The organism is Mycetocola miduiensis (assembly GCF_900115155.1).
Lineage (GTDB): Bacteria > Actinomycetota > Actinomycetes > Actinomycetales > Microbacteriaceae > Mycetocola_A > Mycetocola_A miduiensis.
Map to the genome: position 1 here is coordinate 272,499 of NZ_FOVM01000005.1, position 14,814 is coordinate 287,312.

General features: G+C 66.0%; 15 protein-coding genes. 4 read left to right on the forward strand and 11 right to left on the reverse strand.

All coding sequences use genetic code 11. The annotated features are described in order from the left end of the window. Window position 1 precedes the first annotated feature (1 nt). Window positions 2-478, forward strand: coding sequence for a thioredoxin-dependent thiol peroxidase (gene bcp, locus BM197_RS10335; RefSeq protein ID WP_090711160.1), 477 nt, complete (start codon window positions 2-4; stop codon window positions 476-478). Window positions 479-509: 31 nt separating this feature from the next. Here the strand turns inward: bcp and BM197_RS10340 are convergent, their stop codons facing one another. The 3 genes from BM197_RS10340 to BM197_RS10350 all read right to left on the reverse strand — a co-directional run bounded on the left by BM197_RS10340 (window position 510) and on the right by BM197_RS10350 (window position 4,111). Next, window positions 510-2,828 carry a hypothetical protein gene (locus BM197_RS10340; RefSeq protein ID WP_218151854.1) on the reverse strand — a complete coding sequence of 773 codons (2,319 nt, stop codon included), beginning with the start codon at window positions 2,826-2,828 and terminating at the stop codon, window positions 510-512. Between the two features lie 6 nt (window positions 2,829-2,834). Then, the gene (locus BM197_RS10345) at window positions 2,835-3,542 is read right to left on the reverse strand and encodes a peptidoglycan-binding protein (protein ID WP_090711164.1); all 708 of its coding nucleotides are present in this window, start codon (window positions 3,540-3,542) and stop codon (window positions 2,835-2,837) included. Between the two features lie 116 nt (window positions 3,543-3,658). After that, a complete protein-coding gene (locus tag BM197_RS10350; RefSeq protein WP_245762490.1) occupies window positions 3,659-4,111 on the reverse strand; it encodes a hypothetical protein in 453 nt (150 codons plus the stop codon). A 186-nt stretch (window positions 4,112-4,297) separates the two neighbouring features. On the opposite strand from BM197_RS10350, the gene BM197_RS10355 reads away from it, so the two are divergent. Beyond that, window positions 4,298-4,546 (forward strand): WhiB family transcriptional regulator, encoded by a 249-nt coding sequence (locus BM197_RS10355; protein ID WP_090711166.1) that lies wholly within the window; start codon window positions 4,298-4,300, stop codon window positions 4,544-4,546. A 52-nt stretch (window positions 4,547-4,598) separates the two neighbouring features. Here BM197_RS10355 and BM197_RS10360 read toward each other — a convergent pair whose 3' ends face one another. From BM197_RS10360 to BM197_RS10370, 3 genes are read right to left on the reverse strand one after another with little or no spacing between them, the layout of a single operon-like run. Next, entirely contained in the window at window positions 4,599-6,092 is a 1,494-nt protein-coding gene (locus BM197_RS10360; protein ID WP_090711168.1) for a sensor histidine kinase, read from the reverse strand. A gap of 50 nt (window positions 6,093-6,142) precedes the next feature. Beyond that, window positions 6,143-7,381 carry a CpaE/TadZ family protein gene (locus BM197_RS10365; RefSeq protein ID WP_090711170.1) on the reverse strand — a complete coding sequence of 413 codons (1,239 nt, stop codon included), beginning with the start codon at window positions 7,379-7,381 and terminating at the stop codon, window positions 6,143-6,145. Window positions 7,382-7,384: 3 nt separating this feature from the next. Continuing rightward, window positions 7,385-7,984 (reverse strand): SAF domain-containing protein, encoded by a 600-nt coding sequence (locus tag BM197_RS10370; protein ID WP_090711172.1) that lies wholly within the window; start codon window positions 7,982-7,984, stop codon window positions 7,385-7,387. 128 nt (window positions 7,985-8,112) lie between these two features. On the opposite strand from BM197_RS10370, the gene BM197_RS10375 reads away from it, so the two are divergent. Then, window positions 8,113-8,400 (forward strand): helix-turn-helix domain-containing protein, encoded by a 288-nt coding sequence (locus tag BM197_RS10375; protein WP_090711174.1) that lies wholly within the window; start codon window positions 8,113-8,115, stop codon window positions 8,398-8,400. 32 nt (window positions 8,401-8,432) lie between these two features. Here BM197_RS10375 and BM197_RS10380 read toward each other — a convergent pair whose 3' ends face one another. After that, window positions 8,433-9,038, reverse strand: a complete 606-nt coding sequence (locus BM197_RS10380) for a hypothetical protein (RefSeq protein WP_090711176.1) — start codon at window positions 9,036-9,038, stop codon at window positions 8,433-8,435. Between the two features lie 284 nt (window positions 9,039-9,322). Here BM197_RS10380 and BM197_RS10385 point away from each other — a divergent pair, with 284 nt between their 5' ends. Further along, window positions 9,323-9,775, forward strand: a complete 453-nt coding sequence (locus tag BM197_RS10385) for an Rv3235 family protein (RefSeq protein ID WP_177216800.1) — start codon at window positions 9,323-9,325, stop codon at window positions 9,773-9,775. 107 nt (window positions 9,776-9,882) lie between these two features. On the opposite strand, the gene secA is transcribed toward BM197_RS10385, so the two are convergent. The 4 genes from secA to BM197_RS10405 form a co-directional block, all read right to left on the reverse strand. After that, window positions 9,883-12,696 (reverse strand): preprotein translocase subunit SecA, encoded by a 2,814-nt coding sequence (secA, locus tag BM197_RS10390; RefSeq protein WP_090711179.1) that lies wholly within the window; start codon window positions 12,694-12,696, stop codon window positions 9,883-9,885. 204 nt (window positions 12,697-12,900) lie between these two features. After that, window positions 12,901-13,563: a ribosome hibernation-promoting factor, HPF/YfiA family gene (gene hpf, locus BM197_RS10395; protein ID WP_090711181.1), complete on the reverse strand. Its 663-nt coding sequence runs from the start codon at window positions 13,561-13,563 to the stop codon at window positions 12,901-12,903. A 96-nt stretch (window positions 13,564-13,659) separates the two neighbouring features. Beyond that, window positions 13,660-14,355 (reverse strand): ComF family protein, encoded by a 696-nt coding sequence (locus tag BM197_RS10400; RefSeq protein WP_090711183.1) that lies wholly within the window; start codon window positions 14,353-14,355, stop codon window positions 13,660-13,662. Between the two features lie 109 nt (window positions 14,356-14,464). Further along, a partial coding sequence (locus tag BM197_RS10405; protein WP_143095053.1) for an integrase core domain-containing protein occupies window positions 14,465-14,814 on the reverse strand: 350 nt, incomplete at its 5' end.

Sequence of the window (14,814 nt, forward strand, 5' to 3'; positions counted from 1 at the left end):
CATGACAGACGCACGACTCGCCGCAGGCGACCAGGCTCCATCGTTCACCCTCCTGAACGCGGACGGGCAGCCCGTCTCACTGGCCGACTTCGCCGGCTCGAAGGTGATCCTCTATTTCTATCCGGCAGCGATGACCCCAGGCTGCACCACCCAGGCGTGCGACTTCCGCGACAGCCTGGGTTCGCTTCAGGCTGCTGGTTACACCGTTCTTGGCATCTCCAAAGACGACCCGGCCACCCTCAAAACCTTCGAGGAACGTGACTCCCTGACCTTCCCCCTGCTCAGCGACGAGGACCTCGCCGTGCATAACTCCTACGGCGCGTACGGCGAGAAGAACCTGTACGGCAAGGTTGTCACGGGCGTGCTCCGGTCCACCTTCGTGATCGACGAAGAGGGAAAGATCGAGCAGGCGATGTACAACGTCAAGGCGACAGGACACGTGGCATCGCTGCGTAAGAAACTCGGTGTCGCTGCCTGAACGGGTTGCTTCGCCCTGACGGGTTGAACACTCACTCGGGCGAAGCGGTCGGTGTCGGAGTCGGGCTCGGAGTTGACGTCTGTGACGGCGCTGGTGCCGGCTCGGTTGTTGGCTCCGGCGTCGCAGGGTTCTTTTCCGGCGTCGCAGGTTTCTCCTCCGGCGCAGTCGGCGCAGTCGGCCCCGGCGTACTTTCGCCGTCCGGTGCCCGGTCGGTGGTTGGGCCAGGGGACGGCTGAACGGTCGGCTCGGTATTGCCTGTCGTCGCCAGGCCGGAGTTGGGGTCAGCCCGAAGGATGTCAAGAATCCGGGACTTGTAGCCCTGGAGCGCGTCGGCCAGCTCGGAAAGCGGCCGGTCGCGGATCGAGTTCCCGAACTCCGCGATCTCCGCCCACAGACGTTCAAGTTCGGCTGTGCTTGAGGCGGTCAACGGCCCGTCGAGCGTGACGACAAGCTGGCTCGCGAGGGCGAACGTCACGCACTCGACGCACTCGTAGTTGACCGCCGCAGACAGGTTCTGCGGGACGACGACGCTGGCCTGGCCTGCGATGAGGACGACCTGGAAGCTGACCGCCACGGCAGCGCAGCCGGTGCAACTGGCGAAGGCGTACGCCTCGTTCGTGGTGTCGACCCGGTCGCCGTCCGCCCAGACGAGTGCGAAGGCGACGTCGTAGACGACGGAGCCGTCCTCCGTCGCGACGGCCAGCGCCTGGCTGTCCTGGTCCGACGGGGCGTCAGGGCGGTTGAACGGGAACACCCACGACGGCGCGGCGGATGCGTCGTCGCGCGGAACAAGGACGACGGCAAGTTCAGGATCCTCAGGCCCAGGGAGGCTTTCCTGCCCGGGAATGAGCGCAACCGTTTCGCCGCGTTCACCCTCTCCGATGCCCGGTCGATCCGGGGCGACGGCGGTCACCATTGTGGCCAGGGTACCGCCCTCGTACGCCTCGATCGGCCGGTACCTCTCGGAGTCCGGCCACCAGGCGAATGCGACGGCACCGATCAGCGCAGCGACGAGGCCGAAGGAGAGCGCCCTTTTTACCGGTCGTCCTTCAGACGACCGCCACGCCTTCTGCGCGAGCTGTCGAACCAGGCGGACCAGCATGTAGATGAGCCCGGCGACGGGGATCGCTATCGCCACGACGCCGAGAAGATGCCCGGCCGCGCTGCCGTAATCTGCCGAAGAGAATCCCTCCCCGACGCGGCCCAGCTGTTCGCGAATGCCGGCCCAGGCGCTGCCGATCAGCCGCGGAAAGGACAGGATGATGGCGACCAGCGCGACCAGAAGCAGCGGGACCACGACGAGGACCCAGACGGTGATGACAGCCCTCGCGCCCGGCTTGAGCAGCCGTGACTCGGCGTTCCCCCACCGCCAGGGCAACAGACCGAGCAGAGTGGGTTTGATCCTCTGGAACAGGTCAGGAACGCCCGTCGCATCGGCGAGCACGTGGTAGCCGTCAAAGCGCACGATGGGCGCGAGCTGGCGCACCATGAGCAGAAGCTGGGTGGCGACGATCAGGAGCAGGGCGTCTGACCCCGTGAGCCACCAGACCCCGACAACCACGACGGCGACGATCGCGTTGAAGTAGAGCCCGCCGAGGTCGGTGAGAAGACGGCCGCGACGGTCCAACCGGTAGGAGTCGGTGACATCCGTGTAGAAGGCGGGCCAGACCAGGTAGAGTCCCGCTCCCATCCGTCCCGGTGTCGCGCCGGCCCTGGCGGCAGCGGCGGCGTGGCCGAATTCGTGGAAGCCGGCGGACAGCAGGGTGATCACGAAAGTCAGCAGCAGCAGGCCGGGTCGTTCGAATGCCTCGTGCGCGGCGGATGCCAGTCCCTTCGTGACCAGCAGCCACCAGCAGATGGCGGCGAACGCCGCGAGCACGAGAACGACGACGATCGGCGAGAACACTGCCTGGAACGGCCGGGTCAGACGGCGCGTGCGCTCCGGGTCGGTCACAGCGACGCGGAATCGCATCCGGAGCAGCGGGTCCAACTTCTTCACGTCCGGTTCCGACCCGTCCGCGAGGCGGAGCAGCCCGAGCTGCACAAGGTGGGCGTCGATGAGGGTCGAGACATCTGCTGCGGCCACTGCCCGGCCGGAAGCAGCCCCGACGACGTCGGCGATCTCCTCCAGGTTTCGCGTCCCGTCGACCGCCTGGAGCACCTCATACAGAAGTGGGGTGAGCTGGAGGACCTGCCCGTCGGCGCGTCGAACGAGAGCCGGGGGCTCCCGATACCCTGAGCCCTGCATCCCCCCGAGAAGCTCGACGCCCTCGGCGCGAACGGGGACGGCGATCGCCGGCGCTTTCATTCCGGAAGCGCCAGCGGTCGTCTCCCCGGACTGCGGCGACATCGTCGCTTACTGCTGCAGGTCGGACTGCTGGCCTGCGCTCGCGGTCGCCTCGCCGTCGATGTTCTGCGTGATGATGGCATCCTGCTGCGCGAGCGACACGGCGTCGCTGTCGATCGAACCGATGTTGGCGGCGACGGCAGCGTCGATAGGTGCGGCCACGTTCGCGTTGGCGGCCACGGCACCGTTGATGGGTGCTGCGACGTCGGCGTCGGCGGCGAGGTCGATGTCGACGTCGAGAAGGTCGCCGCTGAGGGCACTCCCGAGCTCGTCGGTGACGGCGCTGCCGTCGGCCGGAAGGGGCACACCGTCGACCGGGAGCGCACCGCCGTCGACCGGGAGGGTCGATTCCGCTGCCGTGGTTTCGCCGGCCTGCTCCGCACCCAGTGTTTCTGACTGGTCGATCGAGCTGTCCTGGGTGGAGGTCGCCGTGGCGTCTGCCGTGATTCCCTGGTCGATGAGCACACCCTGGTCGGCCATGGCCTGCGCGCTCGAGCCCGCCGAAAGGATGTTCGCACCGACAGCGGCGTCGATCGGGGCGGCGACGTTCGCGTTCGCGGCAACCGCAAGGTCAATCGGGGCGGCGATGTCAAGGTTGAGGTCGAGGTCGGCGTTGAGGTCGAGGATCGACGCCACTTCTTTGTCGGGTAGCGCGGTGATTCCCTGGGCGGCGAGCTCGTCGGCGGACAGGGACGTTGCCTTCTTGTCAACACTCATCGTGATCTCCTTTTCAGCCAGCAGGCGCTGGCCGTCCTTCCTACTTTGGCAGGAGCCATGCAGGGGGGCACGAAGCCACCGAGGGCTTGCGAACCGCCCCGGCTGACCGGTATGAGCTACGCCTGGGGCCGGGCGAGCGCGGCCATCACCGACGAGGTGAAGAGCAGAACGATGACGAGAACACTCGGGGCAATGAGCGCCCACCCGATGGCGGGCTGGGCGAACGTGCCCTGAAACGCCCCGATCGCAATGGCGATCTGGACGAGTTGCCAGATCAACGCGCCGCCACGCACCCAGCTCTGGCGGCGCAGCGCCCCGATCGCCACCGCGGATACGAAGACGGCTCCGATTGCAACGATCACCGTCAGGGCAATCGCGCTCGCAAGTGACGCCGCCGGCAGGGTCAGGATGTCAACAATGAGCACAACCACAACGACGATCATCGCGGCCGCCTCCATGAAAAGGAGTGCCGTCAGCAGTCGGAGTGCTCTCGAGCCCTTCGGGCCCGGCGTGTCGGCGGGAATGATAGCGTCAGAAGATGTCGGATCTGTTTCATCGGAGTTATTCACAGGTATATCCCATACGAAGCTATTGATTTGGCTGATGCTCTATGTCACGATTGTTGAGGCCCGAGTTCGATGCTCACAGAGAGGTGAGCAGATCCGACTTTTCTTCGTGATCGCCCTCTCTCCAGCTCGGCAATCCCTCATTTCCGACCATATCGGTCGTTTACCCTCATTCAAAGGAGCACCCGCATGGACTGGCGCGATAAAGCCGCTTGCCTCACCGCCGACCCGGAACTTTTCTTCCCGGTAGGTAACACTGGGCCGGCAGTCGACCAGATCGACAAGGCCAAAGCCGTGTGCGGTCGTTGCACCGTCACCGAGATCTGCCTTCAGTACGCACTGGAGACCGGGCAGGATTCCGGCGTCTGGGGCGGACTGTCCGAGGACGAGCGTCGGGCTCTCAAGCGCCGCGCCGCGCGCGCACGCCGCGCTTCCTGACCGAAACCGCATCGAACTCCCGGCCCGGTGGGCCGGGAGTTTTTTGCGCCTTTCAGGACCGGGAGATCCAGCGCAGAGGAACTTCGATGGTCACCTCGGTGCCTGACCCCATCACGGTGTGCCAGTCGATGGTGCCGCTCAGTTCGCCCTGGATCAGCGTGCGGACGATCTGCGTTCCGAGGCCGGTGCCGACCTTGCCTTCCTGCAGCCCCGCCCCGTTGTCGCGGACGAGGACCGTCAGTTGGTCTCCTGAACGGTCGGCGACGATCTCCACTTCCCCGTCGCGCCCGGCGAGCCCGTGCTCGACGGCATTGGTGACCAGCTCGGTCAGGGCGAGGGCGAGCGGCGTCGCGTATGCGCTCGGCAGCACACCGAACTCGCCCGTCTTGCGCGGGTGCACGGTCGTGTTGTGCGACGACGCGACTTCGGCGATCAGCATGAGAACGCGCTCGAAGACCTCGTCGAAGTTCACATCCTGGGTGAGGCCTTCGGAGAGCGTGTCGTGGACCACCGCGATGGCCGCCACTCGCCGCATGGCCTGGGTCAGCGCCTCACGCGCTTCGTCGGAGTGAGCGCGACGTCCCTGGATCCGCAGCAGCGACGCGACCGTCTGGAGGTTGTTCTTCACGCGGTGGTGGATCTCACGGATAGTCGCGTCCTTGGTGATCAATTCGCGTTCCTGGTGCCGCAGTTCGGACACGTCGCGGCAGAGGACGATGGCCCCGGCCCGTTCGCCCCGGTGGCGCAGCGGGATGGCTCTGAGCGACACGGTCACTCCCCGAGCTTCGATGTCGGTGCGCCATGGGGCGCGGCCGGTGACGACGAGCGGCAGGGACTCATCGATGACCTGCTTGCCGGGGAGGATGAGGGTGGTCACTTCGGCGAGCGACTCGCCCTCGAGTTCATCGTTGAAGCCCATCCGGTTGAAAGCGGACAGGGCGTTCGGGCTGGCGAACGTCGTGGTGCCGTCGACGTCCAGGCGGATGAGGCCGTCTGACGCTCGGGGCGCTCCGCGCCGGGGTCCCGTTGGTGCCGAGAGGTCCGGGAAATCTCCCGTAGCGACCATCTCAAACAGGTCGTTCGCGCATTCGTTGAACGTCAACTCCTGGCGGCTGGGCGTCCGGGCTTCACCGAGGTTGGTGTGCCGGGTGAGCACGGCGACCGGCGTGGACGCGTTCTCGGGTGACGTCGCAGCGAGGCGTCGCACGACGGGAACAGCACGGACCCGCGTCGGGGTCTCTTCGTACCAGTCCGGCGCTGTGGAGTCGATGATCCGCCCTGTCTCGTATGCCTCGGTGATCTGCGAGCGCCACTGCGGCTTGACGAGTTGACCGACAAAGTCCCGGTAGAACAGTGTCGCAGCGCTCGACGGGCGGTAATGCGACACCGACATGAAGCTTCCGTCGCCGGTGGGAACCCACAGGACGATGTCGGCGAACGCGAGGTCGGCAAGGAGTTGCGCGTCGCCGACGAGCATGTGTAGCCAGTCGACATCCTCGTCTGTTGAGCGGCCGTTGGCGAGGACAAGGTCACTGAGCGTCGACATTCGTCCAGTCTATGGCCGCGTCCACTGCGTCGAAACGCAGTCGCGGGAGCTCAGTCGGCTCGGAGCGGGCGCATGAGGCGTCTCCTCCGAAGCGCCCTGCGCCGCGACACCGGAAGGGCCGGGGGCAGAATGCTGTCGGTGACGAGCCGGGAGATCGCGCCGAGCGCCGGTGACCGGGGGCTCACATCCCTCAGCGCCCGTCCGGCGAGGAGCGCGGCATCCGTTCCCCTGTCGTCGGACGGGACGAGTACGGGATCCTCGATACCACCGAAACGCTGCAGGGTCGCTCGAACCTGTCCGTTCGGGTTGAGCCCGACCACTCCGGCTCGCACCTTGTTGATCACCGTGAGGACGGGCCTGTCGTCGACCAGGTCGAGCAGATCCGGGTATGCCCGGAGGTAGCGGGCGAGACCGATCGGATCGGCCGCGCCGACGGCGACGACCCGGTCTGCCGCCCTCAGCGCCGCCAGGGTAGCGGCGTTACGCCGTGGGGCGAACAGGTCGCTGGAGATTTCCTCATCGTTCTCGAGGCTGAACCCGGTGTCGAGGATGACGTAGTCCGCCCAGCCGCGACACCGGGCGATGGTCCGGGTAACCCGGTCGGTGCTGATCTCCGGCCAGCGCGACGCCCGGGGGATGCCGGTGAGCACGGAAAGAGTCCCGCCATTCACCGCATACGGCTGGTGGATCCTGTCGAGTTCTGCGAGGGTGAGGGCGTTCTGGCCGGCGAGTCGGCAGGCCGCCGCGAACCCGGGTGCCTCGTCGAGCATGCCGAGGACGGGGGCGATCGACGCACTGTGGGTGTCGGCATCGACGAGGGCGACGCTCGTGCCCGCTGCAGCGAGTTCGGTCGCCAGGCTGATCGCCACGGTGGTGCGTCCTGGCGCACCAGCTGGGCCCCACACGGCGAGGACCACGCCGGATTTCGCCTCGGGAACCGCTGTTCCCCCTGCCGCTCCCCCTCGAACGACCTCGTCGACCAGGTCGAGGGGCGCATCGGCGTCAAGGACGTCGTAGAGACCGAGTGCCGCCGCGTTACGCCGTGCAGCGTCGGATCCGGCGAGTGCCACCACCCGGATGCCGCCGTCGTCACACGCCACCAGGAGTGCCGGGGTGAGCGTGTCGGCGCCTGCGGAGACCAGGAGGACGTCGGGGTGTGCGCCGGAAACGGCGAGAACCGGGTCGGTGAGGGGCCCGATCCTGACCTGTACACGATGCCCGCGTTCGACCAGCGCGGCGACGAGCCGGTCCTCGTCGTCCCGGTCGAGGAAGAAGGCCAGGTTCGCCATGGGTCAGCCGGCCGGAACGATCGAAATGGCGCTCTCGCCAGCGATTGCGGCGAGGAGAAGGGCGACGGTGCCCGTCGGAACCAGGAGCTCCACGGTGTTGGCAGCGCCGGAGGAAACCAGCCCCTGCTGCTCGATCACCTCAACGACGCTTGCCCCGCCCACAACGACCACGGGAGGCGCGAACGAGCCGTCCTCGGCGCGCTCCGCCGCCCACACGTCCACAAGCGACCCGGTCTCCACCGACCCCGGCAGTCGAATGGCCGATTCGACGACGACGGCCCGAACCTGCACATGGGCACTCGATTTCACCGCTGAAAGCGGGACGATCTCACCTTCGAAGACGGTGCGGGTCACCACGAGTCCCCCGTCAGGAACACGGGCAAGATAGCGGGCATCCGCTTTGTCGAGGCGGACATGGGCGACGTCGAGGTCGTCTTCGGAGAGGGTGTCACCGACGGAGAGGGTCGACGCCGCGACGAGCACGGGGCTTGACCGGTCTGCCGCATCGACGACGACCCACACCCCGGCGACGGAAGCGAGGATCAGCCCCGCACCGACGACGACGCGCGGGTCGATTGCACGCAACCGAAAGCGCCCTTTCATGGAACCTCCTGACCTGGGCCACCGCCGAACCGGCTGCGGCGTTGTCTCATCGTGCCAAGATCCCGGACCTGCCGAGAAAGTTATCCACAGTTGGCTCGGAAAGGAATCCGGAGCGGAATAATCGATCCATGGATACGGTCTCCTCGGACTCCGTCGGGCGCTTCCTCACAGTGGCCGACACGGCGGATATCCTGAACATCTCTCCTTCCGAAGTGGTCGAACTCGTGCGCTCCGCCGAGTTGCCGGCCATCTCTGTCGGGTCCCCGAGCCGCTGGCGCATCGAGCGCACGGTCCTCGAGGCGTACATCGAGACCAAGTATGAGGAGACACGACGGATGGGGCTCTGGCAGGAGTCCGATCTCGCCAGCCTGCCCGAGGTCTCCAACGGCACGATCCGTCGCCCGGAAGATCCCTGACCGCAGTTCGATCAGCCCAGAGTTCGATCAGCTCAGAGTTCGATCAGCCCGATTCCGCCGATCGGCACGATCCGCAGGTGGCTGACGTTCCGTTCCCTGCGCGGCGCACCGTGCTCGTGGACGGCAAGATCGACATGGTCGCCGCCGACCCGGTCGAGCGTTCCGCCGTGTACCGACCCTGCGTTCCTGGCATCGTGGAGGCGCACGTAGACCCTGCGCCTGCACAGATCCCTGAGCACGAAACCCAACCCGATGCGGTCGCTGAGGCGCGGGCCGCGTTCCTCCCTTTCCGGCACCGCCAGGCTCCTCGTCAGGCTCGCTTTCGGCAGCAGCATCCCGGTGATCGCGTTCAGCGGGACAATGCATGCGCCGGACGTCCCATCCCCCAACCGCAGGTCGCCAGACATCCAGTCCCGTCCGAACGCCTGCGGGAGCACGACGATCGTGGAGCCGGTGACCAGTTCGAGGACGACCTCGCTGCGTGGGCCTGGTTTCCCTGAGAAGGTCTGCAGCCGGTCGCGAAGGGTGAGCCGGCCCAGCCGAAGCCGGTGATCCTCGGCACGCCGGTCCTGCTCTTCCGCGTGCAACTCGTGTTCGAGCTGGCTTTCGAGGTCGTCAAAGAGGCTGTCCCAGCGCATGCAGAGGAGAGTAGCGACTCCGTTCCCCGCCCCGGGGGAGTTATCCACAAATCGAAAAGTGGGGTTTACAAGTGACACAGGGCGCTGGAAAAGTAGCTCGACATAACACGCCCCTGAACGGGGGAAGAACCGCTGACGCAGGCCATGCGTGTGCCCGAAAGCAGGCATCCTGTCACCGAGCGAAACGTCGCGCGCGGGATGTGACGTTGAGCTTCCAGGCCCCCCGGCCGCCGTGCCCTCCCCGACCTGGTTGTTTTCGTCGCACGTTTCCAGCGGAGCCACGCATGAACTCCCCGACCGCCGGTGAGCCGGCATCCCACGCCCGGGCCTCCGGGCAGGCACATCTCCCGTTCGACCCTGAGCAGTTCTTCGGCAGGCAGACGACGCCGACCGACGAACTTCCGCCGCCTGAGCCGTTGCTGGAGAACCTGACGCGCTGTGTGATGGAGGTTCTCGCCGGCGCAAGGGAACTCGACCAGCTCGCGCGGTGGATCTCCGAGGACGTTTACAAGCATCTGCTGAAACGGCAGGTGGTGTCAGCACGGGCGCGGCAGGTGAAGGGCCTGCAAGCGGTTCGCCCGATCCTGAAGATCGGCCACATCACGCTCTTCGAACCGCGCGATGGTGTGGTGGAGGCCGTCGTGATGGTGCACCAGCGCACCCGGTCGCGTGCCGTGGCCATCCGTCTGGAGGGCATGGATCACCGCTGGCGGGCGACGGCCATCTCGGTGCTGTGACGGTGCTGTGACGGTGCTGTGACGGGCCTCACACCGACCGCCCCCAACGAAACACCGCCCCGGACCGGCGAACCAGTTCGGGGCGGTGTCCAAGCGGGCGAGCCGCCCTACTTCTTCTTGCCCTGCGCCCTGCGGTCTGCACGGTTGCCTGCGGCAGCCGGAGCGTCGCTCTTCTGGCCGAACGCCCCGCGTGCAGCCGGCTGTGCTGGCTGCGCGGCGGTCGCGCCAGTGCGAGGAGCAGCGGTCGCCTCTGACGCCTTCTGCGCCCGAACCGTCGCAGCCTTCTCGATCTGCCCCTTCTGGTTGCGGACCTCGACCTCTCCGCCTTCGTTCGCGGCTGAGTAGCTGAGCTTCTCGTCCTCGCCCTCTGGGCGGTCCAGTCCCTTGGCTTCGACCGTCGTGACTTCCTCCGTCGCGCCCTTCTTGACCTCGACCTCGAGGTTGAACAGGTACCCGACGGATTCCTCGCGGATCTGCCCCATCATCTGCTGGAACATGCTGAAGCCTTCGCGCTGGTACTCGACCAGCGGGTCGCGCTGTGCCATCGCACGCAGGCCGATGCCGTCCTTGAGGTAGTCCATCTCGTAGAGGTGGTCACGCCAGCGGCGGTCGATCACCTGCAGGACGACCCGGCGCTCGAGCTCACGCATGGCCGGTGCACCGAGCTGCTCTTCACGGCGGGCGTATGCGAGCCTGGCATCCGAGAGGATCTCACGGCGCATGAACTCGCGGTTGATCTTTCCGCGCTGCCCGGCTTCGGCCACCACCTCATCGACGGTGAGCGAGATCGGGTACAGCGTCTTCAGGTCGACCCAGAGAGCGTCGAAGTCCCAGTCGTCGCCGTTGCCCTCACCGACGTGGACATCGAGCACCTCGTCGATGACGTCCTCGAGGAACTTCTGGGTTCGCTCGTGCAGGTCATCGCCCTCGAGGATGTGCCGGCGATCGGTGTAGATCGCTTCACGCTGGCGGTTGAGGACATCGTCGTACTTCAGGACGTTCTTGCGGATTTCAGCGTTGCGTGCTTCGACCTGCGATTGTGCGCTCTGGATGGCACGGCTGACCCACTTCGACTCGATGGCCATGTCGTCGGGCACACCGCCCTTGCCCATGAGTGCTTCAGCCGCTCCCGAGTTGAACAGGCGCATGAGGTCGTCGGTGAGCGACAGGTAGAACCGGCTCTCACCGGGGTCACCCTGGCGGCCGGAACGACCGCGGAGCTGGTTGTCGATGCGGCGCGATTCATGCCGTTCGGTGCCGAGGACGTAAAGCCCACCGGCTTCGACGACTTTCTCGGCTTCTTCGTAAACTTTTTCCTTGACATGCTTGAAGACGTCGTCCCAGGCCGCTTCGTACTCTTCAGGGGTGTCGACCGGGCTGAGCCCCTTCGCGTTCATCTCCTGGACGGCCAGGAACTCGGCGTTGCCGCCGAGCATGATGTCGGTTCCACGACCGGCCATGTTGGTGGCGACGGTGACCGATCCGAGGCGTCCGGCCTGGGCGACGATGGCCGCCTCCCGTGCATGGTTCTTCGCGTTGAGGACTTCGTGCCTCACGCCCTTCTTCGCGAGGAGACGTGACAGGTATTCGCTCTTCTCGACGCTCGTCGTTCCGACGAGGACGGGCTGGCCTTTTTCGTGACGTTCGGCGATGTCTTCGACGACCTGCGCGAACTTCGTCTCTTCGTTCTTGTAGACGAGGTCTGCACCGTCGATGCGCCGCATCGGCTTGTTGGTGCGGATGGGAACGACGCCGAGTTTGTAGGTCGACATGAACTCTGCCGCCTCGGTCTCGGCCGTACCGGTCATGCCGGAGAGCTTCTCGTAGAGCCGGAAATAGTTCTGCAGCGTCACCGTGGCGAGGGTCTGGTTCTCGGCCTTGACCTGCACGCCTTCCTTGGCCTCGATCGCCTGGTGGATGCCCTCGTTGTAGCGGCGGCCCATGAGGATTCGGCCGGTGTGCTCGTCGACGATCATCACCTCGCCGTTCATCACGACGTAGTCCTTGTCCTTCTTGAACAGGGCGCGGGCCTTGATCGAGTTGTTGAGGAACGAGATCAGCGGGGTGTTAGCCGATTCGTAGAGGTTGTCGATGCCGAGGTAGTCCTCGACCTTCTCGATGCCGGGCTCGAGCACACCGACGGTGCGCTTCTTCTCGTCGACTTCGTAGTCTTCGCCCTCGACGAGGACGGTGGCGAGCCGGGCGAACTCGGCGAACCAGCGGTTCGCCTCCCCCGACGCCGGGCCGGAGATGATCAGCGGGGTCCGCGCCTCGTCGATAAGGATCGAGTCGACCTCGTCGACGATCGCGAAGAAGTGGCCACGCTGGACGAGGTCCTTGGACTGCCACGCCATGTTGTCGCGCAGGTAGTCGAAGCCGAACTCGTTGTTCGTGCCGTAGGTGATGTCGGCGTTGTACTGTTCGCGCCGCTGCTCGGGGGTCTGCCCGGCGAGAATGACGCCCGTCGTCATCCCGAGTGCACGGAATACCCGGCCCATGAGCTCGGACTGGTACGTCGCGAGGAAGTCGTTCACGGTAATGACGTGGACGCCTTTGCCTGCGATTGCGTTGAGGTAGGCGGGCAGGGTTGCGACCAGGGTCTTGCCCTCACCCGTCTTCATCTCGGCGATGTTGCCGAGGTGAAGTGCTGCGCCGCCCATCAGCTGCACGTCGAAGTGGCGGAGACCGAGGGTCCGCTGTGACGCTTCGCGAACGGCGGCGAACGCCTCGGGCATGAGGTCGTCGAGGGACTCGCCGTTGGCGTACCGTTCGCGCAGTTCCGCCGTCTCGGCCCGCAACTCCTCATCGGTGAGGTCGGAGAAGTCGGACTCGAGTGAGTTGACTGCCGTTGCGAGGTTCTCGAGTTTCCGGATCACTCGGCCCTCGCCCAGGCGAAGAACCTTCTCTAGTACTGAGGCCACGTATTGAACTCCACTTTGCTCTCGGGCACGTTGTCCCACGTGCGGCCGCGCGGAATGCGCGGGGTGGTCGACAGGCTGTCGCGCAATCGACCGTTTCCATGTTAGTCCGGGTCGGGGTGGGAGCATCCTGAATCCGGGTGGATCCCCCCTCAACGCGGTTCACGCGGGTGCCCCTGTGGAGCACCCGCGTGAAGTTTTCGCTGTTTAGGCCCGTTTCCTCTCGGCCCCGGATTCATCGCCGAGTCCGATGACCCCATAGTCCCAGCCCTTGCGACGGTAGACGACGCTCGGGCGATCGTTCTTCGCGTCGACGAAGAGGAAGAACGAGTGCCCGACGAGTTCCATTCGGTCGACGGCTTCGTCGACGGTCATGAACTCGGCCGGAAACACCTTTTCACGGATGACGACCGGGCAGTACTCGTCGTCATCCTTTGCCTGCTCATCGAGAACAGGAACGGTGCCGGTGGCCACGCGATCGATCGTGTCGATGTCGGCGGGCTGAAGGTCGATACCGCTGAATCCGGCGGCACTCGCGGCCGAAAGCGATGTCCGGCGTTTGCCACGAAGGACCTTTTTGCGGTCCTTCGCCCGTCTCACCTGTTCGAGCAGTTTGGCGATTGCCAGATCGAAGGCTACGTACTTGTCGGAACCGGCCGCTTCAGCGCGGACGAGAGGGCCGGGACCGATGAGCATGAGTTCCACGCGGTCATCGCCCGGTTTGCCACTCTTCTCATGGTGCCGGCTGACCTTGACCTCGAATGCGAGGGCCCGGTCCGACAGATGGGCGATTTTTTCCGACTTTTCTTCTACGTAATCGCGGAAGCGATCCGTGAGTCCCAGGCCTTGTCCGACAATGTTTGTTTCCACGTCAACCTCCCAGATCAGGCGTGCCGCCCCAAATATCCAGGGCGGTCCTTTCGCGCCTTTAGCCCCCACCGTAGTCCGGGGCGCCCGATAAGTCACTCAACCGAGTGGAACTCGTCCGACACGCCGTACGCGTTTCGGCGTGGCCGCGATGACGGCAGCGCCGAGAACCGATGCGCCTGCGGCGGCGAGCGCCCGCCTCGATTCGAGGAGGGTGGCGCCGGTCGTGACGACATCGTCGACGAGCAGAAAGCACCGGCCGGACACGGTTCCGCGGTGCCGCAGGGAAGAACCGAGGTTGTGTTTTCGCTCCTCGAGCGTGAGACCGATCTGGTCGGCCGGCTGTCGCCGCCAGGCCAGCGGATGCTCGAGCGCGAGCCCGGTTTTCCGGACGACGACGTCGACGGGCCGGTACCCCCTGCGCCGGTAGGCGGCGCGGGACGAGGGCAGTGCTGCAAGGGCGACGGAGCGGGGAGGGTCCGGTAGTTCGGACAACTCGAGAAGGGCAGCGTCGATGGCGCGGACGAGGATGCCGGCAAGGTGCCCGGCCGCGTCCGTTCTCTGCTCGTTTTTCAGAGCGAGGATCGTACGCCTGGCAACATCCGTGTATTCGGTGCCCGCCCACACCGGAAACCCCGATTCGATCTCGCGACGGCTCACAACTCCGGCCATCCGTTCGTCGCAGGCCTCGCAGACGGCGGCGCCGGCGACGCCGCAGCCCGCGCAGGCGATGGGGACGAGAACGGCGAGCGCTTCCCGTGCGGCGGCGGTGAGCCGATCCCAGCCAGGGTTCATTCGTCCACAGTGTCGGCTTTGGGCCTCGGCGAACGAGGACAGTGGACTCTGGGGAAAAGTGAGCGGCGGGGGAACGTGGTGGAGGGGCGGCGCGCGTGCCGTGCCCGGGCTAGTTGTACTGCACAGGCAGGTTAGTTAGCCGGCTAATGGGTGGGTGGCCTCCGATGGCGGTGTGGGGTCTGTGGTGATTGTATTCGTGGAGCCAGGCCGGGAGCGCGTTCCGGCGGGCTGATTCCGTTGGGTAGTGCTTGCTGAATGCCCAACCGTCGGCGAGAGTGCGGTGGAAGCGTTCGATCTTCCCGTTCGTCTGTGGACGGTAAGGGCGGGTCTTCTTCGCTTTGACGCCAAGCTCGGAGCAGGTGTCGCGCCAGAGGTGAGATTTGTAGGCAGAGCCGTTGTCAGAAAGCACGCGTTCGACCGTCACGCCGCGGGCGGCGAACCAGGACACTGCCCGGCGCA

Coding starts and splice junctions, on each gene's coding strand:
- bcp (WP_090711160.1), top strand. CDS start 2: ATGACAGACGCACGACTCGCCGCAGGCGACCAGGCTCCATCGTTCACC.
- BM197_RS10340 (WP_218151854.1), bottom strand. CDS start 2,828: ATGTCGCCGCAGTCCGGGGAGACGACCGCTGGCGCTTCCGGAATGAAA.
- BM197_RS10345 (WP_090711164.1), bottom strand. CDS start 3,542: ATGAGTGTTGACAAGAAGGCAACGTCCCTGTCCGCCGACGAGCTCGCC.
- BM197_RS10355 (WP_090711166.1), top strand. CDS start 4,298: ATGGACTGGCGCGATAAAGCCGCTTGCCTCACCGCCGACCCGGAACTT.
- BM197_RS10360 (WP_090711168.1), bottom strand. CDS start 6,092: ATGTCGACGCTCAGTGACCTTGTCCTCGCCAACGGCCGCTCAACAGAC.
- BM197_RS10365 (WP_090711170.1), bottom strand. CDS start 7,381: ATGGCGAACCTGGCCTTCTTCCTCGACCGGGACGACGAGGACCGGCTC.
- BM197_RS10370 (WP_090711172.1), bottom strand. CDS start 7,984: ATGAAAGGGCGCTTTCGGTTGCGTGCAATCGACCCGCGCGTCGTCGTC.
- BM197_RS10375 (WP_090711174.1), top strand. CDS start 8,113: ATGGATACGGTCTCCTCGGACTCCGTCGGGCGCTTCCTCACAGTGGCC.
- BM197_RS10380 (WP_090711176.1), bottom strand. CDS start 9,038: ATGCGCTGGGACAGCCTCTTTGACGACCTCGAAAGCCAGCTCGAACAC.
- BM197_RS10385 (WP_177216800.1), top strand. CDS start 9,323: ATGAACTCCCCGACCGCCGGTGAGCCGGCATCCCACGCCCGGGCCTCC.
- BM197_RS10400 (WP_090711183.1), bottom strand. CDS start 14,355: ATGAACCCTGGCTGGGATCGGCTCACCGCCGCCGCACGGGAAGCGCTC.